The following is a 22,246-nucleotide window of genomic DNA, read 5'->3' as shown; positions in this document are numbered from 1 at the left end:
TGAAGATTTAAGAATTAAAGATTTTAGATTTTTGTAAAAATTAGTAAGCCTACTGCTTACAGCCTAAAGCAATCTCAAAACAACGACAACTGATTGGTATCTCCTTTTTTATCAAAAATCTTTTTGTCTTTGATTAATTTTCTGTGCTGTTCAAGAAATGCTACGAAAGCGTCTATTTGGCGATAGAGTGGAGTGAAATCATAAGTTTTGATGTCGTAGCGTTCTTGATATACGTCTTCAAAATCAGTGATGATATAATCTAAGGTTTTTACGCCCCATTTTTGTAAACCTAATAAGTACAAATTTTGATGATTCAACGCAAAACGATTAGGCTCATAAAGTCTAGTCGATTTTAAATCAACGGCACGATCGCCACCTACTAAATCTACAAAACCGTAAATCAAACAATTTTTATACTTGGCCTCTGTGTAAAACTGTGTTTTGTATTTAATGGGTAAAAACTCACGAGCTTTTTCAATAATTTTTTCACCAAATAATTCTTCATTTTCGCCAGTTACTACTGCTTTTTCAAAATCAATCCCTTTTTGTTGGGCTTCGGTAGTTGGCTTTTTTACTCTGTTAATTCTATCAATCATTTCCCACAAATCCACCAAAATATTACCCTGAGCATCTAATACTTGTTGCTCATACAAAACAAATGAATTGATTAATGTAGGATAAATTCTGTACATTTTATGCTGGATTGTAAATTTGAAACGGATTTCTCCGTTTCAAATTTGAGTAACATTATTAGGCAATAACCAAACGTTCTACGGCTTTATCGCCAACTAAATTGCTTTCCACGATTTCTTCTACGTCTGATAATTGTACATTACCATAGAATACTCCTTCTGGATAAACTACTAAACCTGGACCAAAAGCACAAACATCTAAGCAACCTGCTTTCTGAGCTCTAATTTCTGCAGATAATCCTTTTTCTTTTAAAGATGCTTTAAAAGCTTCCACTAATGCACTTCCTCTTTCTGCACCACAACATTTTTTGGGTGCATCTTTCTGATTAGTACAAATAAAAACGTGTTTCTTGTATTTCATTTTAGTTTTTTAATTTTCGCTGACGGCTGATAAATCAGTTTTAACAATTTGTTGTTGTTAAAATCGTTCAATCCATGCAATTTAACGGTTTTCTCGTAATTTTGGAATAAACCCAAGAAGACAGGAGATAAATAAATCCTGATCGACATATTTTGCAATCAATATTTGTATGACTTTCCAGACACAAGAACAATATCAGTTTATCGAAAGTATTCTTTTTGAAAACTTAGGTCACCATCCAGAAGTACTTGATTTCCAGTTTTTTTATGGCGGAAATTTTAATCTTGCCGTAAAAGTAAAAGTTGCTGAAGGCGATTATTTTATCAAATGGAACCAAGGCGACCATGAAGGAATGTTCGAATCTGAAGCCAAAAGTTTACAAACTTTAAGTGATAAAGACGTTCTATCTATTCCTGAAGTAATCAATTATGGAAAGATTTTGGATAAAGAATATTTGATGATTGAATTCTTGACGGCAAGTTATAAACAAGAAAACTATTGGCAAGATTTTGGTCAAAAACTTGCCAAACTCCATACACATACACACCACAGTCACGGTTTAGATTTCAATAATTATATCGGTGCTTTACGCCAAAATAATGAATGGATGGAAGATGGCGTTCAGTTTTTTATAGAAAAAAGATTGAAAGTACAAGCTGGTTTAGCCCTTTACGACCGCAAAATTTCACAAGAATTATACGATAAATTTCAAACACTTTTCGAAAAAATACCAAACCTAATACCAAACGAAAAACCAGCATTACTTCATGGCGATTTATGGTCAGGCAATGTAATGACAGACAACAACGGTTTTGTTGCCTTAGTTGACCCTGCTTGTTATTACGGTTTACGTGAAGCAGAATTAGCTTTTACAACCATGTTTGGCGGTTTTGAACCAGAATTTTATGAAGCTTATCACGAAGTATATCCTATCGAAAATGGTTTTGGCGACCGCATTCCATTGTATAATTTGTATCCATTGATGGTTCATGTAAATCTTTTTGGTGGTGGATATTTAGATGCCGTTGAGAAGATTTTGAAGAAGTATTGATAAAAAGAAACTCTGATAAGTAATTATATTTCTCTAAAATCACATTAAAATGATTCAGAAAATTCATATTAAAAACTTTACTCGCTTTGAGGATAATTCTTTTGAATTTTCAAAAGGCTTGAATGTATTTGTTGGACAAAATGGCTCTGGAAAAACTCATTTGTTAAAGCTCTTATTAGTAATTCTAAAAACTAATGAAGCAAATAATGGCTCTGGGAAAGAAAAATTTGAGAGCTTATTAGGTGAAAACCTAGTAAACTATTTCAAGCCTGAAAACTTAGGAAGGCTTGTTAAAAGGAGTCAAGGAAGAGCAAAAGCTGAAATAAATATTGAAATAGACGGAATTATACAAAGTTTTAATTTTTCAACCAATTCAAAAACGAGTGTAAAGACTGATAAATATTCTACTTTACCACAAACAGCATCTTTATATATTCCTCCACGAGAAATCATCTCTGTTTTTGAAGGTTTTATCAGTTTATATCAAAAAAGAGAAATTAGTTTTGATGAAACATATTACCAGTTAGCATTAGCATTAGACACCAGCTTACTAAAAGGCAGACGATTTGATGAAGCTCAAAAGTTGGTAAATCCCTTAGAAAAAATTACAGGAGCAAATGTATTAAAAGAAAATGGACGATTTTACTTCAAAAATGAACAAGGAAAAATGGAAATGCCTCTAGTAGCCGAAGGTTTTAGAAAAATCGCTACTCTGATGTATTTGATTCTCAATGGGGAGTTAGGAAAAAACTCCGTACTCTTTTGGGATGAGCCAGAAGCTAATTTAAACCCCAGATTAATCAGTCAGATTGCTGAAATTTTGATAACACTAGCCAATAATGGAGTTCAAGTATTCATTGCTTCGCACGACTATTTATTGACCAATTTGCTTTCTTTAAAATCAGAATACCGAAAAGATTTAATCGAAGAAACCCTTCCTCCTATTAAGTTTTTTGGAATGTATGAAAAAGAAAATGAACTATTGGTTGATGAAGGTGAATCTATTGCTGATTTATCTGAAAATTCGATTTTAGAGGAATTTTCAAACTTCTATGACTTAGAGCAAACCTATTTTAATAAAGCACTCAAATCATAAAACAAGATGACTGTTTTTGAAGAAAGTAATCTACATTTTGAATTCGACGATAAGTATAACATTATCAAATCTGATAATAACGTCAATATAGTCAATGCAAAAAGGTTTTTACAAGGTACAAAAGACACAGATTTTCTGGGTTTCTATACTCCTGATAAAATCTTTTTTATGGAAGTTAAAAATTTTAGAGGCGTAAATTATGAAGACATTGATGTATTGACAAATGAAGTTGCTCAAAAACTACGAGATACTATCGCTATAATAGCTGGAGCATCCAGAAATAGTACTCATAATAATGTTTTTTGGCAAACGCTTCATAAAAAAATAGGACAAAACGACATTGAAATTCGTTACGTTTTCTGGTTAGAGGAAGATGTAATGTTAAATAACCCACAGGCTAAAAATAGATTACAAACAATTAATGCAAAACTAAAAAGTAAATGTAAATGGTTGACTACTAAAGTTTTTGTACAATCAATTAACAATTATCAACTTGATGGCATAAACGCAAGGTTTACTTAAACTCCTTAACCTCTATTAAAAATTAAACCTAAAATATTTTCTCTTAAAATTAATTCATAACTTTGTCTATCGAATACATAGAATATACTCAATCTAATTAACAAACAATCTCATGAAATTTGAAACACTCCAATTGCACGCTGGGCAGGAAATCGACCCTACAACAAATTCTCGTGCAGTACCTATTTACCAAACTACGGCTTATCAGTTCAACAGTTCCGAACATGGTGCAAACCTTTTTGCTTTAAAAGAATTTGGGAATATTTATACCCGAATTATGAATCCAACAAGTGATGTTTTTGAAAAGCGTTTGGCAGCCTTAGAGGGTGGCGTGGCGGCTTTAGCAGTAGCTTCTGGTCATGCGGCACAATTTATCGCTATCAATAACATTACTACGGTTGGCGACAATTTTATTACTACTTCGTTTTTATACGGTGGTTCGTATAATCAATTCAAAAATTCATTCAAGAATATTGGTGTTGAAGCTCGCTTTGCTGATGGCGACGATGTTTCTTCTTTTGAAGCCTTGATTGATGATAAAACCAAAGCGATTTATTTAGAAACTATCGGGAATCCAAGTTTCAGTATTCCTGATTTTGAAGCTTTTGCTGAATTAGCTAAAAAATACGACTTACCAATTATCGTTGATAATACTTTTGGTGCGGGCGGTGCTATTGCACAGCCTATCAAACATGGTGCTCATATCATTGTAGAATCTGCGACCAAATGGATTGGCGGACATGGAACTACGATGGGTGGCGTAATTGTGGATGCAGGTACTTTCAACTGGGGAAATGGAAAATATCCACAGTTTACAGAGCCGTCTCCAAGTTATCATGGCTTGGTACTGAACGATGTTTTTGGTATCGGTGGTCCTTTCGGAAATATTCAGTTTATCATTCGTGCCAGAGTAGAAGGCTTGCGTGATTGGGGACCAGCACAAAGTCCATTTAATTCTTTCTTGTTATTGCAAGGCTTAGAAACTTTGACTTTAAGAGTAGAAAGAATCGGCGAAAATGCACTTGCACTTACTAATTGGCTGGCTGAACACCCAGAAGTTGAAGGCGTAAATTATCCAGGTTTAGCCAGTAGTCCTTACCATGAATTAGCGAAAAAATACCTTACTCGTGGTTTTGGTGGCGTGTTTTCATTTAAACTAAAAGGTGATAAAGCCAGAGCAGAAAAATTTGTGAATAGCCTAAAACTCATCAGTCATTTGGCAAATGTGGGCGATGCTAAAACATTGATAATTCACCCAGCTTCAACAACACATTCGCAACTTTCGGAAGCGGAACAAATTTCGGCAGGGGTTGAACCTACGATGTTAAGAATTTCGGTAGGCATCGAACATATCGACGATTTAAAAGAAGATATTGAACAAGCTTTGGCGGCTTTGTAGGTTTTTAGCTATGAGCGTTGAGCCGTGAACTTTGAGCTGTCAGTCATCAGCTTTCGGTTTATGTAAAAACATAAAACCCCTTTGTTGAAATTTTCAACAAAGGGGTTTTTGCATTAATTTTCAAATTAACACATCTTCAAATTTTCAAATTACTTCCCGTAAACTCCTTGTAAGTAAGTCTCAACAGAAGTTGGTGTTCTGCCCAATAAAGTTGCTAAATCTGTGCTTACTTCGTCAAATTCTCCATCTTTGATTGCTCCGCTGAAACCAGCAAATAAACCAATATACTCTGCTGGTACGCCTGCTTCTGTAAGTGTTTTGCTAAATTCTTCAACACTTGGCGAAACATACACGATTTGCTTACCTGTGATTGATGAAATTATCTCCGCAATGTCTTGATACGAATAGGTTTTCGCACCTGTAATTTCATAAATTTTGTTTTCGTGTCCTTCGCTTGTCAAGATATTTGCACCTGCTTCTGCCATATCTGTACGCAAAGCGAAAGCAGTTTTTCCATCTCCAGCAGGCTGATAAATCACACCAGTTTCCATTACTTGTTCGCCTACAAACATTGGTAATAAATCTGTATATAAAGTATGTTTCAAGATTGTATAAGCCAATCCAGATGCTTTTAGCCATTCTTCTGTTTTGATATGTGATTCTGCCACAAATGCGATTGGTGAAGTTTCAGTTTCGTTTTTACGTTGGAAACTTGTATAAACTACATGTTTTACACCAGCAGCAACGGCTACTTTCACAACATTTTCTTGTTGCAAAAGTCTATGCTGAACATCACTTCCTGAAACAAAATATAATTTATCAATTCCTTGAAAAGCAGCAATTAGTGAATCTACGTCATTATAGTCACCCACAACAATGTTTACTCCTTTTTCTTTCAAGGCTTCTACTTTAGCAGTATCTCTTGCCAATACTGCAATGTTTGAAGCGTCAGTTTTCTCTAATAAAAAATTTACAACGGCACTACCTAATCCACCTGTTGCTCCTGTTACTAATATCTTACTCATTTCTTTAAATGTTTATTTGTGAATGTTTTTTTGCAAACTAAAAGTTATTAAGTTACTTTTGGTAAGTCAAAGGTAAATAGTAAGTTAATGTCTAACAAGAAGGTACGAAAAAGTTAGACACTTACTTTTTCGTAAGTATTATTGAAAATCAATCAATTACAATGGAAAAAAATATAGAAAAATTTATGACTTCGACTGACTGCCCCGTAAGAAATGTATTGGATAGGTTTGGTGATAAATGGTCGATACTGGTAGTTTTGGTTTTAGGAGAAAAAGGGACGATGCGTTTTAATGAAATTAATAAAACGATTGGCGATGTTTCGCAGAAAATGTTGACGGTTACGTTGAGGACTTTAGAAGCCGACGGCTTGGTTTCCAGACAAGTATTTCCAGAAATTCCGCCAAGAGTAGAGTACGAATTAACGCATTTGGGGATTAGCCTTGTGCCACATATTCATAATTTAGCTGCTTGGGCAAACGATAATCTTGGTGAAATTAGAACTTCGAGAGAGAAATTTAAGGTGTAGCTGTAAGCCTTGAGTAATGAGCTGTGAGCTTTTTATCCACTGAAATATTTCCAAATTTCAAAAAAAGAAAAACATGAGTCATCCCGAATTTTAAAATCACAAAAAAGCGGTCAAAAAACTAATTTCGACCGCTTTTTTATGATTGATGGGCAACGAATTCCTACTGTTTGAGCGAAGCGAGTTTAGGAATTCTTGAATTTCTTTTGTTACTTTTCTTGTTTCAAGACAAGAAAAGTAAGGATTGTACAATAATAAATAAAAAAACCTCTCAAATCGTCCTAAACCTCACTATTCTAAGAAAAAATTCGGGATGACTCATATTTTTTTATTCTTTCTAAAATCTCAAAGCTAAAACTTACAAATTCCCTTTTCTCATTTCTTTCACAGCATAATCAGCAGAGCGAGCCGTCATTGCCATATAGGTCAACGATGGGTTTTGTGTTGAAGTAGAAGTCATGGCAGCTCCGTCAGTCACAAACACGTTTTTACAGCTATGAATCGCATTCCATTTATTCAAGACTGATGTTTTAGGGTCTTTACCCATTCTTGCTCCGCCCATTTCGTGAATATCCAAACCAGGAGTGCGATGCGAGTCGTTAGTTCTGATATTTTTGAAACCTGCTTTTGTGTACATTTCTGTAAGCTGTTCAAAGAAATCTTTCACCATTTTGCGGTCGTTGTCGTCGTAATCTACTGAAATTTTCAATTGCGGAATTCCCCATGGATCAAGTTTCGAGCTATCCAAAGCCACATAATTACTTTCTTTAGGAATAGTTTCGCCCATCATGTGCGAACCTACGTTCCAAACATTGTTATACTCTGGTTTCAACAAAGCCTTTTTCAAATCTTCGCCTAAGCCACTTCTGTCATCATGTTGATAATGACCTGCCGAGAAGCCAGCCGCATAACCACGCAAGAAATCCGTTTCTTGTTTTTCAACATTTCTGAAACGAGGAATATAAGCAGAATTTGGTTTACGTCCATCCGTTGTACTTCCCAAAAATCCTTCATACTCAGCATCAATCGTTGCAGTATAATTGTGGAAAGCTACATATTTACCCAATACACCACTGTCGTTTCCTAAACCATTCGGGAAGCGATGTGAAGTAGAATTTAACAATACCAAATTTGAATTTAATGCAGCAGCATTTACAAAAATGATTCTTGCATAAAACTCCATCATTTGTTTGGTATTGGAGTCAATTACTCTTACGCCTGTGGCTTTGCCTTTTTTCTCATCGTAAATGATAGAATGCACCACTGAGTGCGGACGCAAAGTTAATTTGCCTGTTTTAGCCGCCCACGGCAAAGTAGAAGAGTTACTACTGAAATATCCACCGTAAGGACAACCTCTTTCGCAAATTGTTCTGCTTTGGCACTGAGCTCTGCCTTGGTCATAATGTACTTGTTTGGGCGAAGTAAGGTGTGCACAACGACCTGTGATAATCTGACGGTCTTTGTAATTTTTGGCTACTTGTTCTTTGAAGTATTTCTCTAAACAGTTTAATTCATGCGGTGCTAAAAATTCACCATCTGGCAAACTTGGCACGTTGTCTTTATTACCAGAAATACCTGCAAATTTCTCTACATAACTATACCACGGAGCAAGGTCGGCATAGCGAATTGGCCAATCAACAGCAAAGCCATCACGGGCTGGGCCTTGAAAATCATATTCTGACCAACGTTGTGTTTGGCGAGCCCAAAGTAAAGATTTTCCACCAGTTTGGTAGCCACGAATCCAGTCGAAAGGTTTTTCTTGTACGTAAGGATGTTCGGCATCTTTTACAAAAAACTGTTCTGTTCCTTCATAAAAAGCATAACATTTACTTACGATTGGATTGGCATCTTTTACTTCTTTGTTGATTCTTCCGTGGTGTTCAAACTCCCACGGTTGCATCAAAGTTGTCGGATAGTCTATTACGTGTTTTACTTCTCTACCACGTTCTAAAACCAATGTACGTAATCCTTTTCCTGTAAGTTCTTTAGCAGCCCAGCCACCACTAATTCCTGAACCAATCACGATAGCATCGTAAGTTTGGTTTTTTATCGCATCTATATTAAAATTGGACATTTCTTGATATAAAATTTGAGAGCGTTGATAATAACTTAGACCTTTAAGTCTTCAAACAATATTTTCGTATTACTTTTTGATTGGCACACAACCGTGATAACGTCCCGGAACCATTTCAAAGATTCTTAAATTTGTCATCACATATTCCGAGACTAAGTATCCGTCAATAGTAAGTCCTTTTACCAATTGTAAAAAACCTTTTTCTTCGCTATTTTGTGAAGTACTCATTTTTTTCAAAACTTCTAAACGTTGTTTTGAATCACTTTCTACGAAAGTTTTACCATTTTCTTTTTTCGATAGCTCATCTACTAAAACAAGCCCTTTCGCAAAAATATCTTGAGATTTTTTATCGTAACAATCTGCTACCATTTTCAAGATAAATTTATCAGCACCCAATTCTTTAGCTCCGGGAGTATCAGTTTTAGGAATAATTGTTTCTACGATTTCTGCTAATAAAGTCCCCTCTGCATAAGTAATTTTAAAAGTACCATTTTGAAGCGTTTCTTTACTCCAAGCATTTGCCCATGCTGGTAAAACGATTGTTCCACCAATCGTCAGCGCTAAATTTTTAATTGCCGAACGTCTTTGCATTATTTTATAATTAATTTAAGAATACAAATAAAAGAGTTTTTGAACTGGACTGTAGTATGACTTATATGCTTTCTGTAAGCTGGAAAAAATCAATTGATTAGCCGAATAATCAAAAAATCAAATCTATGTCAAATTACAAGAAAATATTGTAAGATAAAAACTAAGCGTAAAAGCCAAAAGGTAATGTACAAAGGTAGAAACGAAGAAATTGTGGAAATATTAGGAAGAGATATTAAGCAATACTTTGGTATATCGAGAGATAATTTTTGTGATATTTTGCGGTAAAAAATATCTCTGGAGATACTTCAAGTATGTCGGGAGATACTTTCTTGCGGTATTTTGCGGTAAAAAATATCTCTGGAGATACTTCAAGTATGTCGAGAGATACTTTCTTGCGGTATTTTGCGGTAAAAAATATCTCTGGAGATACTTCAAGTATGTCGAGAGATACTTTCTTGCGGTATTTTGCGGTTTTTAGATACTCTGATGATTTTTATGCTTCAATCGGCAAGGCTTCTGGAAAAAACGAATGTAATTTCAATAAAATTGATTCTACTACTGCATCAGGACAAGAAGCCCCACAAGTAAGCATGATAGTAACTTGGTCTTTTTGAGGTATGAAATTACTTGTGTGTCTTTCAGTTTTTGAATGTAAATCAAAATGACTGATTAGATTTTCTGTTAGGATTTTATCGGCAGAAGAAATAAAATACGTTGGTAATTTTTGTTCACATAATTCCACCAAATGTGAAGTATTTGATGAATTATAACCGCCCGCAACTACTACTAAATCTGCCTCCTCTTTCAATAAACCATAAGTAGCACTTTGGTTATCGTTAGTAGCATAACAAAGCGTATCACGAGTATCAGCAAAATATGCCGTTACATCAGAACCTTCAATATTATATTGTTGAATCATGATTTGCTTCAAATAATCTGCAATTCCTTGTGTGTCAGAAGCCAACATGGTAGTTTGATTCACTACGCCAATTCTTTGTAAATCTTTAGTAACATCAAAACCTTCAGAGTACTGTCCTTTAAATTCTTCGTAAAATTGTTCAGCAGATTTTTCGCCTGTGATGTATTTCGCCAATTCTATGGTCTGTTTCATGTCTTTTACAACAATCGTCGGAGCATTTTCTTTGGCATGAGAAAATGTAGCTCTGGTTTCTTCGTGCGAAGGTTTTCCATGAACTACAATGGTATAATCTTTTTGTCCAATCGCTGTGGCACGATTCCACACTTTCTCTACAAAAGGACAAGTAGTGTCATACTGATAAGCATTGATTCCAATATCAGAAAGACGTTGTTGGATTTCAACCGTCGTTCCAAAAGCTGGTACAATTACTACATCATTGGCCGATAATTCTTCCCAAGGAATTAACTGTCTTCCAGAAGTATCCATGATGAAATTCACGCCACGACTCAACAAGTCGGCATTTACATCAGGATTATGAATCATTTCTGATAACAAAAAGATTCTTTTATCAGGATTTTCGTCTATCGTTCGGTAAGCAATTTCAACGGCATTCTCGACACCATAGCAAAAGCCAAAATGCCTAGAAATCAAAAACTTTACCATGCCATAATCCAAGACGGTCGGCGTAAAGTCTTTTTTGAGTTTATCTTGCAAACGGCGTTTCTCCTTGATACCGCCAATGATAGTACTCTTGTATAGATCAGGAATCTGAAATGATTTCATTTTCTTCATTTTTCTTCGAGTATCTCCCTCCGAAGGAGCATCAACCCGAAACAGTTCAATATCAGAAGAATTACTAATTACCTCCATTTCTTTAAACAACTTTTTTGATTAACAGTTTTCAAAGTTACATCAAATTGTAAAAATCAGGACAATTAAATATTAGTAATTGAGTAAATGGTCACTAAAATTCAAGCTTTTATAGTTGTTTAATGACCCATTTTATAATTTAAAATTTCCTAAAAAAATACTACTCATGGCTAAAGCATTACTAAAATACAAAAATTATGATGTACATTCTATCACAACGGTTTCACCATTAGGACAAATCAACGCTAACATTGCTACTTGGGTTATGCAAAGTGCCATGCAAGGCAAATATATTACCGTTGCTCTTTACAAAACGGATTATACCATCGCATTGGTACGAGAAAGCATGATATTGAATGTAAACCTGTTGGCGAAAGACCAAGCCAAAAAACTTATTCCTAAATTGGGAAGAAAAAGTGGAAGGACTTCAAACAAATTTGTAAACCTTCCTTTTGAGATGGATGAAAGAGGTTGCCCCTATTTAACCGAAGCCATTGGCTATATTCAATGTCGCTGTGTGGGAAGTATCGACTCTGGCGACCATGAATTATTTGTCTGTGAAGTATTGACACAAAAAGTACTAAACCCCGACAAAGAAGTTTTGACGAATGATTACTTGCGAGCGGAAGGATTGGTGAGGGGGTAAAAGGCTTTCGGCTGTCAGCTTTCGGTTTTAAGAAAATAAAAACGGCAACTATGAAAGTTGCCGCTACTTTTTATCTTAAAATTATGTCCATCTCAAAAACCGAAAGCCGATTGCTGACCGCTGAAAGCCAATTATTTTCTTTCAAAAATCACCGCTGCCCAATTATTTTTGTTTTCGGTATGCGTTTTTGTTAAACCTGATTCGTTGGCTACTTTTTCAATATCTTCAATGTCGTGCTGATAAAAACCACTGACAATTAATTTTGATGGAGCAGCTTTCATAAATTCAACATATTTCGGAATATCACGCATCAAAATATTACGGTTGATATTTGCCAAAATAATATCGTATTGGTCGGCAGGTTCGTCTTCTATTGTTCCCTGACGAATCACTACATTATCACAATCATTCAATTGTACATTTTCACGAGAATTTTCAGCTGCCCATTCTTCAATATCAAAACCTGCCACTTCCGAAGCTCCCAATTTTGAAGCAAAAATGGCTAAGATACCCGTTCCACAACCAACATCTAATACCTTTTTAGCTTGGTGGTCAATCTCCATTTGTAAACTCAACACCATCGAAGTAGTTTCATGATGCCCCGTTCCGAAGGACATTTTAGGATTAATTAACAATTCATATTGAATATTTGGGTCAGGCTCATGGAAATTCGCCCGTACTCTTACACGCCCATTGGCGGCTAAAATTGGCTCATAGTTTTTCTCCCATTCTTCATTCCAATTCTTTTTCTCTAAAGTCGAGTAGCTATAACTAATAGGCGTCATCGCTAAATACCGCTCCATAATTTCATCCAGATTTTCTTCCGAAAACAAGTCCTCCGTAATGTAAGCGTTTAAACCCTCCGCTTCTTCGGTAAAAGTTTCGTAGCCAATTTCACCTAACTCCGCCATGAAAATATCCGAAAATTCTGGGTTGATGTTTAGTTTTACTTCTATGTAGTTCATGTCGAGCTGATAAAATTTATTAAAAAAAATTATGAAATCTTATTTCAGAAAAAAAATCATACAATAAAAAACCCCTCAAACATTACGTCTAAGGGGTTTTTTGTGGTAAAGGGCGGACTCGAACCGCCGACACACGGATTTTCAGTCCGATGCTCTACCAACTGAGCTACTTCACCTGAATCCCGCCTGTGTTTCGGGACTGCAAAGGTAGGAAACTTTTTTTTAACACCAAACATTTTCTGAAAATAATTTTAAAAATTTTTGAAATTATTTTCAAATAGTATGCTTGCATACTATTTGAAAAATCAACATCTTTGTATCACACAATAAAATCAGTAAATTGTTAAATAAAGTACAAGATTTACCTTAAATTCATCAAAAAAGGGTTCTGATTCAATTTAAAAATAAATAAGTACCAAAACTTATTTTTTCTGAACTATGCAAATCATCCAACAAATTCTCTTCGTAGCAGCTTTCGGTTTGGCGGCTTATTTTATTTCAAAACGCATACAAATCATTAAAAAGACCATTCAATTGGGTAGAGCCGAAGACCGTTCGGATAATCCTTCTGAACGATTGAAGACGATGCTACGCATTGCGTTCGGACAAAAAAAGATGTTCGACCGCCCAATCGTAGGTATTTTACACTTTGTCATTTATGCAGGTTTTTTGTTGATTAATGTTGAAGTATTGGAAATTGTATTGGATGGCATTTTGGGTACTCATCGGCTTTTTGCTCCTGTTTTGGGTAGTTTTTATGCTTTCTTGATTAATTTCTTTGAAATATTAGCCGCAGGCGTACTCTTGGTTTGTATTGTGTTTTTGATTCGTAGAAATATTACCAAAGTAGAACGCCTTCAAGCAACTCGCCACCGAGAATTAAATGGTTTTCCGGTTATTGATGCCAATACGATTCTTTTTGCTGAGATTATTTTAATGACAGCACTCCTCAGTATGAATGCTGTTGATAGCATTTTACAAGAACGTGGCAACGAACATTATCATCCAGTTGGTTCTTTTGTGATTAGTTCTTTTTTGAAACCTATTTTCAGTAATTGGAACGAAACTGCTTTAATTATTTATGAACGCACGGCTTGGTGGCTACACATTTTGGGCATTTTAGGTTTTGCCTTGTACGTTACTTATTCCAAACATTTACATATTTTCTTGGCGTTCCCGAATACTTACTTCTCGAATCTGAAAGCAAAAGGAGAAATGCCAAATATGCCAGAAGTGACGAAAGAGGTACAAATTATGTTGGGTTTGGCACAGCCTGATGCTGAGGCAAGTACCGAAATTGCTCGCTTCGGAGCGAAAGACATCAAAGATTTATCTTGGAAAAACTTGATGGATGCCTATTCTTGTACAGAATGTGGTCGCTGTACTTCGTCTTGTCCTGCCAATTTAACAGGCAAAGCTTTGTCGCCACGAAAAATTATGATGGATACTCGTGACCGACTCGAAGAAGTAGGCAGAAATCTTGCTGTAAACGGTGGCATTTTTGTAGAAGACGGCAAAGCTTTGTACGGAAGCTATATTACTTCTGAAGAGTTGCGTGCTTGTACTACTTGTAATGCTTGTGTGCAGGAATGTCCGATAAATATTTCGCCTTTAGACATTATTCTGCAATTGCGTCGCTATCAAATCATGGAAGAATCCGACGCTCCTGCTTCTTGGAATGCGATGTTTTCAAATTTAGAAACCAATCAAGCTCCATGGAAATTTGCAACCTCTGATAGATTTAATTGGGCGAATGAAGTGAAGTAAAGCTATGCGTTTTAAACTGTGAGATTTGAGATTTCAGAAATAATTTTAACAAGAAACATTAACAATTTTTGAATAATGAAACCATTATTGAGAGTATTAATCATACTGTTTGTCGTTGGCATTTTTGGCTATTTAATGGGGCCAAAGCCTGATGCTCCTTCGATAAAAGTACCCGTTTTTGAATTGCCAGATTCATTGGTGGACTTAGAAACAAAAATCAATACCGCTGAAAAAGCCGTAGTAGGTATTCGTCCAGACTGTGAAGCCAGAATTATTTGGGCTGATACCGTCAAAAAAGTAAAAACCAAATTAGCCATTGTGTATGTCCACGGTTTTTCGGCAAGTCAGGAAGAAGGCGACCCTATTCATAGCAATTTGGCAAAAAAGTACGGAGCAAATTTGTACTTGGCTCGTTTGGCTGGTCATGGCATTGATTTGGGCGATTCTACCATGAAAAACGTAAAAGCCAATGATTTTATCAATTCTGCCGAAGAGGCTTTGGCAATTGGCAAAAAACTGGGCGATGAAGTAATCGTGGTTGGAACATCATTCGGCGGAGCGTTGACTTTGTATTTGGCTTCGCAACATCCAGAAATTAAAGCTATCGTACTCTACTCGCCTTGTATTGAGATTTTTGATAAAAATGCTAAGTTGTTGGATAATCACTGGGGTTTGGCTATGGCGAAATTGGTTACAGGTTCTGAAATACGAGATTTTCCTCCACAAAATCCAATTCATGCCAAATATTGGAGTACGCATTATCATATCAACGGCGTAATTGCTTTGCAAAATTTCTTGACAAACGTAATGACTCCAGAAACCTTTGCAAAAGTAAAATGTCCAACTTTTATGGGATATTACTACAAAAATGAAGAAGAACAAGATAAAGTAGTTTCTGTGCCAGCGATGCTAAAAATGTACGATGAATTGGGCGTTGCTACCAATCAAAAACAAAAAGTTGTTTTCCCCAATGCAGGAAATCATGTGATTGGCTCTTATGTTTTATCAAAAGATTACCAACACGTTCAAAGAAAAACTGAGCAGTTTTTAGATAAGGTTTTGAAATAAAAGTATTCGGAAATCAGATTTCAGTCGTCGGTTATTTTCAAATTTAGCTCATTTTCAAATTTTCAAATTACGCTCAATGGCTCCTAATCTAATTTTATACGCTGTTCCGTTTTTTGTGCTGACGGTTATTCTTGAGGCAATTTTTATTACTCGTGAACAAAAAGATTATTTGGAAGTAAAAGACTCTTTTACTTCTATCGCTTTGGGTTTGGGAAATTTATTCACAGGCCTAATTTCAAAAACGCTTATCGCTTTTATCTTTTTGTACTTGTACGAAAATTTTCATGTTTTTACTTTAGACGGTTCGGCTTGGTGGATGTGGGTTTTAGCATTTTTTGCCGATGACTTTAGCTATTATTGGTTTCACAGAGAAGCACATTTGATTCGATACTTTTGGGCTTCGCACAAAGTGCATCATTCTTCTGAAAAATATAATTTGGCAACGGCACTTCGACAAACTTGGACGGGCAATATTACGGGTTCATTTATTTTTTATCTGTGGATGCCGATTGTTGGTTTTCACCCCATCGTCGTGGTGATTATGCAACAAATTAGCTTGCTTTATCAGTATTGGATTCATACAGAAACCATTGGCAAAATGTGGAAACCTTTTGAATTTATCTTTAATACGCCTTCGCATCACAGAGTTCATCATGGTTCTGACGTGAAGTATTTGGATAAAAACTACGCAGGTATTTTGATTATTTGGGATAGAATGTTCGGTACTTTTATTGAAGAAGAAGAGCGACCAACGTATGGTTTGACCAACAATTTAAAGACTTATAATCCTGTAAAAATTGCTTTCAGCGAATGGATTGATATTGCCAAAGATGTTTGGAAGGCTGGTTCTCTGAAAAACGCTTTCAACTATATTTTTGCTCCTCCGGGTTGGAGTCACGATGGTTCGAGAAAAACGGCTAAACAGATGCAGGAGGGAATACAAAACAACAGACTTTAATCATATAACAATATGCAAGAAATAGAATATAAAGTGCCAACAATGGCAGAAATGATGAGTACAGGCGAAAGCCCTGAAATTTTGTTTTGGGTGGGTTGTGCTGGTTCGTTTGATGACCGATACAAAAAAGTAACGATTGCTTTTACAAAAATTCTGAATCAAGTTGGGATAAAATTCGCTGTACTTGGCACAGAAGAATCTTGTACAGGCGACCCCGCACGCAGAGCTGGTAATGAATTTCTATTTCAAATGCAGGCCACTATGAATATTCAAGTATTGGATGGCTATGGCGTAAAAAAAATCGTGACGGCTTGTCCGCATTGTTTTAATACTTTAAAAAATGAATACCCAGCTTTGGGCGGAAATTATGAAGTAATTCATCACTCTACTTTTTTGCAACAATTAATTGATGCAGGAAAAATAAAATTACAAGGTGGTGGCGAATTTAAGGGCAAAAAAATCACTTATCACGATTCTTGTTATTTAGGACGTGCCAATGATATTTATGAAGCTCCACGGTCGGTTTTGGAAGCCTTAGATGCTGATTTAGTTGAAATGAAACGCTGCAAAACCAAAGGTTTATGCTGCGGTGCTGGTGGTGGACAAATGTTTAAAGAACCCGAAAAAGGTAATAAAGACATCAACATTGAACGCATTGAAGACGCTTTAGCCACAGGAGCAAGCACCATTGCCGTAGCTTGTCCATTTTGTATGGTAATGATGTCGGACGGTGTGAAAAACAAAGAAAAAGAAGATTCTGTAAAAGTATATGACTTGGCAGAATTGCTGTTGGAGGGGATGAAATAGGTAATTGTCACATCCTAAATAAGTTTCCCAGACTTACAAAGAGTCTTTGAAGTTAACAAAATAGCTTTGCAAGCTTACAAAGAACTTTTCTTGGTCAACAATGCTGTTTTGTAAGCTTACATAGGAGTTTTGTTTCTTTACAAAATAGTTTTGCAGCCTTGCAGAGAAGTTTTGTAAGCTTACACAGAGTTTTTTAAGTCAACAAAATAGCATTGTAAGCTTACAGAGAAGTATTGTAACTCAACAAAATAGTTTTGTAAGCTTACATAGCGTTTTTGAAGTCAACAAAATAGCTTTGCAAGCTTGCAGAGAACTATTGTAAGTCAACAAAATAGCATTGTAAGCTTGCAGAGAAGTAATGTAAATCAACAAAATAGTATTTTAAGCTTGCAGAGAAATATTGTAAGTCAACAAAATAGCATTGTAAACTTGCAGAGAAGTATTTTAAGGCAACAAAACAGTTTTGTAAGCTTTCAGAGAAGTGTTGTAAATCAACAAAATAGTTTTGTAAGCTTGCAGTTTATTGAAGTCATGCCTCGAAGTCATGTCATCAATGGTTTTAAAGCTACAATATTAACATTTATAAACATTTGATTATCAATCCCATACCAACATCTTGGTTTGGTTTGTTTTTATCCTTAACTTTGTGGGAAATTAACCTAAAGAGTAAAGACGACAATCTTTGCTCTTTTTTTGTCGATAAAAATAATCTTACTTTCGGTAAAACGCCAGAGTAATGATTGCCAAATTCATGGAAACAGCAACAATCACCAAAAAAGATATACGTAAATTATCGTTGGCTCAAATCAAAGATTTCTTGACAGAGCATGGCGAACAGGGTTTCAGAGCTAAACAAATTTATGAATGGCTTTGGAAAAAATCGGCTCAGACTTTCGAGGAAATGACTAATCTTTCTAAGAAAACTCGTGAGTTGTTAGAAAATAACTTCGACATCAGAGCCGTAAAAGTATCTGAAAAACAAATCAGTTCAGATAGAACTATCAAATCATCCTTTGAATTATTCGACCATAATTTAGTAGAAGGCGTATTGATTCCTGCCGACGATAGAATGACGGCTTGTGTTTCTTCGCAAGTGGGTTGCTCGCTTACTTGTAAATTCTGTGCTACGGGTTATATGGAGAGAAAAAGAAACCTCGACCCAGCCGAAATTTACGACCAAGTAGTTTTAATTCGTGACCAAGCAGAATCGCATTACCAAACTCCGCTTACCAACATCGTGTATATGGGTATGGGCGAACCTTTGTTGAATTATGCCAACGTGTTGTCGTCTATCAATTATATTACTTCGCCCGAAGGCTTAGGAATGTCGCCAAAACGTATTACGGTTTCTACGGCTGGTATTGCAAAAATGATTACAAAATTGGGCGATGATGAAGTAAAATTCAATTTGGCACTTTCGCTTCACGCCGCCAATGACGAAAAGCGTAATCAGATTATGCCAATCAACGAATCGAATACTTTAGAAGCTTTGAAAGATGCTTTATTGCATTTTTACAAGAAAACAGGCAGTAGAATTACGTTGGAATATATTCTTTTCTATCGTTTTAACGATACTTTGCAAGATGCAAAAGAGCTTTGGGAATTTGCCAGACAGTTTCCTTGTAAAATCAATATCATCGAGTACAACCCAATTGCAGAAGCCAATTATACCAATACAGACCCACAAACTTTAGCAAAATTTGCTCAGTTTTTTGAAGGCAAAAATATGGTAATTAATGTCCGTCGTTCAAGAGGAAAAGATATTGATGCCGCTTGTGGACAATTAGCTGGCAAAAAACCGCCAGTCGTGAAAGAAGAAGTTACAGCATAATCATAAAATACTCTCCGATAGCGATACAAGCTAAAATCAGCATCGCCAAACAAAGTAATACTTTACCAAATATTCCAGCAATCAGCCCTAAAAATGAGCCAATCGCCGCTTTTAGGGCTTTTTTAGGCTCCGCTTTTCCAAGAATTTCACCTAAAAATGCTCCCAAAAAGGCTCCAAGAAACATTCCAAAACCTGGGATAATAAATAAGCCTACGAGCAAACCAATCGTTGAACCCCAAGTGCCATACTTCGTTCCACCAAACTTTTTTGTTCCCCAAATGGGTGCGTAATAATCAAAAATACTAATTCCGATAGTAACTAAAGTAAAGAAAATTAAAGTCTTTCTATCAAAATCAGCATACTTGGAATAATGCAACATAAACAAGCCTATCAAACTAAGAGGTGGACCTGGCAATGGCAATACTGCACCAGCCAAACCCACCAAAAGGCATATTATTGAACCAATTAATAGTAATATGTCCATTATATTTTTTTATTTAAACCATCAATTTAAAACCTTCGCCATGAAGATTCAGAATTTGAATTTCAGGTTCTTCTTTTAAGAATTTTCTTAATTTGGTAATATACACATCCATACTTCTGGCATTGAAATAAGTATCATCCCCCCAAACCATTTTCAAAGCAAAACTTCGGCTGACTGGTTTACCCATATTTTCACAAAGTAATTTCAATAAAGCTGACTCTTTGGCTGTCAATTTCTGTGACTCTCCATTTCTTTCCAATATTTGCTTTTCAGCATCAAAAGCAAAACCTCTGATAATGAAATTTGAAATCTTTTCGTTCTGTAATTCTACTTTTTGGCTTCTTCTTAAAACGGCTTGCAGGCGAGCCAACAATTCTTCCATCGAAAAAGGTTTGGTCATATAATCGTCTGCACCCAATTTAAAACCTTGTAAAGTATCTTCTTTCATCGCCTTTGCCGTCAAGAAGATGATAGGCGTATCTTTGTCAGACATTCGTACTTCTTTTGCCAAAGTAAAACCGTCCTTTTTGGGCATCATCACATCAAAAATACAAAGGTCATAATCTTGTTGTACAAACTTTGTAAGAGCATCATCGCCATCTTTTGCCAAAATGGTTTCGTAGCCTTTTATCGTTAAATATTCTTGAAGTAAAGTACCTAAATTGGGGTCGTCTTCGGCAAGGAGAATCTTTGTCATGTTAATAATAGGAATAATGCTTAAATGTATATGTTAACTTTGTTGTAAAGTAATATCAATCGGTAAAATCACCTCAAATTCACTCCCTTCGTTGATTTTACTTTGTACGTTTATTTTGCCGTGATGTTCTTGAATCATTTTTTTTACATAACTCAAACCTAATCCAAAACCTTTGACATCATGTAAATTACCAGTTGGTACTCGATAGAATTTTTCAAAAATATTCTTCAAAGATTCTTTACTCATCCCGATACCTTTATCTTTTATCGTAATTGAAATTCCTTTTTCGGTATTCTTTGTAGCAATGGTAATTTCAGGTTTTTCGGGCGAATACTTGTTGGCATTATCCAAAAGATTAAAGATAATATTGGTCAAATGTACTTCATCAGCTTCAATTTCTGTGGTTTCGGCTTGCAAATCTAAGTCGATGATGCCTTCTCGCATTTCAATTTGGGGACTAATATTCTCTAATACTTTCTCAATAATTTCATGAACATCAACTTTTCTAAGCTTCAATTGTACATCGCCTCTTTCCATTTGTGCCGTTTGAAGCACTTTCTCCACTTGTGAACCCAAACGTTTGTTTTCATCTCGAATAATACCTAAATAACGCTTAAACATCGAAGGACTAGCCGATACGGCTTCATCTTGTAACATCTGAGTCGCCAATGAAATGGTAGAAATAGGCGTTTTAAACTCATGCGTCATATTGTTGATAAAATCATTTTTAATATCAGCCAATTGTTTTTGTTTGACAATCGTGCTTACTGCCACATAAAAACAACTCAAAACCACCAAAATCAACAATAATGAAGTTGCGTACATCACCCAAATATTTCGGATAATATATCGGTCTTGATTCGGGAAATATACTCTTAGATAATTCTCGGAATTGGTATAATCGTTCGGAAAAAGATTGACCATATACGTATCTTTATCATTTTTCAAGCCTGTCATTTTGTACTTCATCGAAGACGCATAATGTAAATAATTAGGCTCTTCTTGGCTGCTAATTCCGTACTCAAAAGGAATTTCAATTCCCTTCATTTTGATTTCATACTTCAACAAAGAATCTAGTACTAAATAATTGATTCTGTCATAAATACTTCTCTTTTTGAACAAAAAATCATTGAAAACCTCTTTCGCCATTTCGGCTTTGTTCATTACTTTATCTTGGTTTTCTAAAGGGTCAACAATTTTATCAACATGTTTTTTGCTTACTTGCTTTTTTCTTGCTGCTGATAATTCTGCTTTTCGCATAGAATCCTGCTTCTGAAGTGTATTTTGATGTTGTTGCAGTGCTTCAGAAAAAATTTCGTCTAATTGTTTATGTTCATTCAAACGATTTTGGAAATCTTGAATATCAATATTCATCGAAAATTCCTGATATTCTCGAATATCTCCATTAGGCAAAATTTCTGTTCCTTTAGATACCAAAATATCTGAAGGGAATGGTGTTCCTCCTACTTTATCTAAACCAATTCCCGCTTGATTTGAAGCAATATTACTTGGTACTTTCTGTTTTGGTGTCTCTATAGACTTCTCTTGAATTGGTTTAGCAATTGCCATAAGCTGCTTTTGCTTCTCTTCAGCTTCTACTTTTCGTTGTACAAAATAGTAGAATTCTTGTTTTCCAAGCTTACGAACAACTTGCTGCATAGCATCTCGAACATCACTTCCAAATTGGTCATTTTTAGAGCGAACCGTAAAACCTAGCCAATACATTTGGAAGGCAATTAAACCTAATAAAGCAAAAGCCATCAAAGCAATTATATATTGTATTTTCCGCTTAGTCATTCTAAATCATTAACATTTTGAGCTTTAAATATTAAGCAATGAGGCTTTTCAGCAATTATTAGCAGCTCAAGTCTTCCAATTACTTATCTTCTTACATTTTAA

The 22,246-nt window shown here is 35.5% G+C and carries 21 protein-coding genes and 1 tRNA gene; 11 read left to right on the top strand and 11 right to left on the bottom strand.

Features of this window, described 5'->3' with window-relative positions; genetic code table 11:
* Positions 1–74: 74 nt before the first annotated feature.
* Positions 75–692, bottom strand: coding sequence for an adenine nucleotide alpha hydrolase family protein (locus tag HNP25_RS02225; protein ID WP_184129582.1), 618 nt, complete (start codon positions 690–692; stop codon positions 75–77).
* A gap of 58 nt (positions 693–750) precedes the next feature.
* The gene (locus HNP25_RS02220) at positions 751–1,053 is read right to left on the bottom strand and encodes a (2Fe-2S) ferredoxin domain-containing protein (RefSeq protein ID WP_184129580.1); all 303 of its coding nucleotides are present in this window, start codon (positions 1,051–1,053) and stop codon (positions 751–753) included.
* A gap of 169 nt (positions 1,054–1,222) precedes the next feature.
* On the opposite strand from HNP25_RS02220, the gene HNP25_RS02215 reads away from it, so the two are divergent.
* From HNP25_RS02215 to HNP25_RS02200, 4 genes are all read left to right on the top strand, one after another.
* The gene (locus HNP25_RS02215; protein WP_184129577.1) at positions 1,223–2,104 is read left to right on the top strand and encodes a fructosamine kinase family protein; all 882 of its coding nucleotides are present in this window, start codon (positions 1,223–1,225) and stop codon (positions 2,102–2,104) included.
* Between the two features lie 49 nt (positions 2,105–2,153).
* A complete protein-coding gene (locus tag HNP25_RS02210) occupies positions 2,154–3,200 on the top strand; it encodes an AAA family ATPase (protein WP_184129575.1) in 1,047 nt (348 codons plus the stop codon).
* A 6-nt stretch (positions 3,201–3,206) separates the two neighbouring features.
* Positions 3,207–3,722, top strand: coding sequence for a hypothetical protein (locus HNP25_RS02205; protein WP_184129573.1), 516 nt, complete (start codon positions 3,207–3,209; stop codon positions 3,720–3,722).
* Between the two features lie 112 nt (positions 3,723–3,834).
* Positions 3,835–5,121, top strand: coding sequence for an O-acetylhomoserine aminocarboxypropyltransferase/cysteine synthase family protein (locus HNP25_RS02200; RefSeq protein WP_184129571.1), 1,287 nt, complete (start codon positions 3,835–3,837; stop codon positions 5,119–5,121).
* 149 nt (positions 5,122–5,270) lie between these two features.
* On the opposite strand, the gene HNP25_RS02195 is transcribed toward HNP25_RS02200, so the two are convergent.
* Positions 5,271–6,146 carry an SDR family oxidoreductase gene (locus tag HNP25_RS02195; RefSeq protein ID WP_184129569.1) on the bottom strand — a complete coding sequence of 292 codons (876 nt, stop codon included), beginning with the start codon at positions 6,144–6,146 and terminating at the stop codon, positions 5,271–5,273.
* 161 nt (positions 6,147–6,307) lie between these two features.
* On the opposite strand from HNP25_RS02195, the gene HNP25_RS02190 reads away from it, so the two are divergent.
* Positions 6,308–6,673, top strand: coding sequence for a winged helix-turn-helix transcriptional regulator (locus HNP25_RS02190; RefSeq protein ID WP_184129567.1), 366 nt, complete (start codon positions 6,308–6,310; stop codon positions 6,671–6,673).
* A 355-nt stretch (positions 6,674–7,028) separates the two neighbouring features.
* Here HNP25_RS02190 and HNP25_RS02185 read toward each other — a convergent pair whose 3' ends face one another.
* The 3 genes from HNP25_RS02185 to HNP25_RS02175 all read right to left on the bottom strand — a co-directional run bounded on the left by HNP25_RS02185 (position 7,029) and on the right by HNP25_RS02175 (position 11,037).
* Positions 7,029–8,744 carry a GMC oxidoreductase gene (locus HNP25_RS02185; RefSeq protein WP_184129564.1) on the bottom strand — a complete coding sequence of 572 codons (1,716 nt, stop codon included), beginning with the start codon at positions 8,742–8,744 and terminating at the stop codon, positions 7,029–7,031.
* Between the two features lie 69 nt (positions 8,745–8,813).
* Complete coding sequence (locus HNP25_RS02180; RefSeq protein ID WP_184129561.1) at positions 8,814–9,335, bottom strand: gluconate 2-dehydrogenase subunit 3 family protein; 522 nt, start codon at positions 9,333–9,335, stop codon at positions 8,814–8,816.
* A gap of 493 nt (positions 9,336–9,828) precedes the next feature.
* Positions 9,829–11,037 (bottom strand): 4-hydroxy-3-methylbut-2-enyl diphosphate reductase, encoded by a 1,209-nt coding sequence (locus HNP25_RS02175; protein ID WP_184129911.1) that lies wholly within the window; start codon positions 11,035–11,037, stop codon positions 9,829–9,831.
* A gap of 253 nt (positions 11,038–11,290) precedes the next feature.
* On the opposite strand from HNP25_RS02175, the gene HNP25_RS02170 reads away from it, so the two are divergent.
* On the top strand, positions 11,291–11,770 hold the full coding sequence (locus HNP25_RS02170) for a flavin reductase family protein (protein ID WP_184129558.1): 480 nt from the start codon (positions 11,291–11,293) through the stop codon (positions 11,768–11,770).
* Positions 11,771–11,901: 131 nt separating this feature from the next.
* Here HNP25_RS02170 and prmA read toward each other — a convergent pair whose 3' ends face one another.
* A complete protein-coding gene (gene prmA / locus HNP25_RS02165; protein ID WP_184129555.1) occupies positions 11,902–12,735 on the bottom strand; it encodes a 50S ribosomal protein L11 methyltransferase in 834 nt (277 codons plus the stop codon).
* A gap of 103 nt (positions 12,736–12,838) precedes the next feature.
* Positions 12,839–12,911 (bottom strand) — tRNA-Phe (locus tag HNP25_RS02160).
* A 262-nt stretch (positions 12,912–13,173) separates the two neighbouring features.
* Between HNP25_RS02160 and HNP25_RS02155 the strand changes: the two genes are divergently transcribed.
* From HNP25_RS02155 to rlmN, 5 genes are all read left to right on the top strand, one after another.
* Positions 13,174–14,502 carry a 4Fe-4S dicluster domain-containing protein gene (locus HNP25_RS02155; protein ID WP_184129552.1) on the top strand — a complete coding sequence of 443 codons (1,329 nt, stop codon included), beginning with the start codon at positions 13,174–13,176 and terminating at the stop codon, positions 14,500–14,502.
* Between the two features lie 75 nt (positions 14,503–14,577).
* Entirely contained in the window at positions 14,578–15,570 is a 993-nt protein-coding gene (locus tag HNP25_RS02150) for an alpha/beta hydrolase (protein WP_184129549.1), read from the top strand.
* Between the two features lie 76 nt (positions 15,571–15,646).
* Positions 15,647–16,528, top strand: coding sequence for a sterol desaturase family protein (locus HNP25_RS02145; RefSeq protein WP_184129546.1), 882 nt, complete (start codon positions 15,647–15,649; stop codon positions 16,526–16,528).
* Positions 16,529–16,540: 12 nt separating this feature from the next.
* Positions 16,541–17,335: a (Fe-S)-binding protein gene (locus tag HNP25_RS02140; RefSeq protein ID WP_184129543.1), complete on the top strand. Its 795-nt coding sequence runs from the start codon at positions 16,541–16,543 to the stop codon at positions 17,333–17,335.
* 751 nt (positions 17,336–18,086) lie between these two features.
* Positions 18,087–19,166, top strand: a complete 1,080-nt coding sequence (gene rlmN / locus HNP25_RS02135; RefSeq protein WP_184129541.1) for a dual-specificity RNA methyltransferase RlmN — start codon at positions 18,087–18,089, stop codon at positions 19,164–19,166.
* On the opposite strand, the gene HNP25_RS02130 is transcribed toward rlmN, so the two are convergent.
* Genes HNP25_RS02130 through HNP25_RS02120 form a run of 3 tightly spaced genes read right to left on the bottom strand, consistent with a single transcriptional unit; the run spans position 19,156 to position 22,144 of the window.
* Positions 19,156–19,650, bottom strand: coding sequence for a DUF456 domain-containing protein (locus HNP25_RS02130; protein WP_184129538.1), 495 nt, complete (start codon positions 19,648–19,650; stop codon positions 19,156–19,158). The genes rlmN and HNP25_RS02130 overlap by 11 nt on opposite strands.
* A 13-nt stretch (positions 19,651–19,663) precedes the next feature.
* Positions 19,664–20,347 (bottom strand): response regulator transcription factor, encoded by a 684-nt coding sequence (locus tag HNP25_RS02125; protein WP_184129535.1) that lies wholly within the window; start codon positions 20,345–20,347, stop codon positions 19,664–19,666.
* A gap of 33 nt (positions 20,348–20,380) precedes the next feature.
* Positions 20,381–22,144 carry a sensor histidine kinase gene (locus tag HNP25_RS02120; protein ID WP_184129532.1) on the bottom strand — a complete coding sequence of 588 codons (1,764 nt, stop codon included), beginning with the start codon at positions 22,142–22,144 and terminating at the stop codon, positions 20,381–20,383.
* Between the last annotated feature and the right edge of the window lie 102 nt (positions 22,145–22,246).

Source organism: Arcicella rosea (genome assembly GCF_014204325.1).
In the GTDB taxonomy this organism is placed as follows: domain Bacteria; phylum Bacteroidota; class Bacteroidia; order Cytophagales; family Spirosomataceae; genus Arcicella; species Arcicella rosea_A.
Note: the sequence above shows the minus strand (reverse complement) of the source record. Positions and strands in the feature narration are given on the sequence as shown.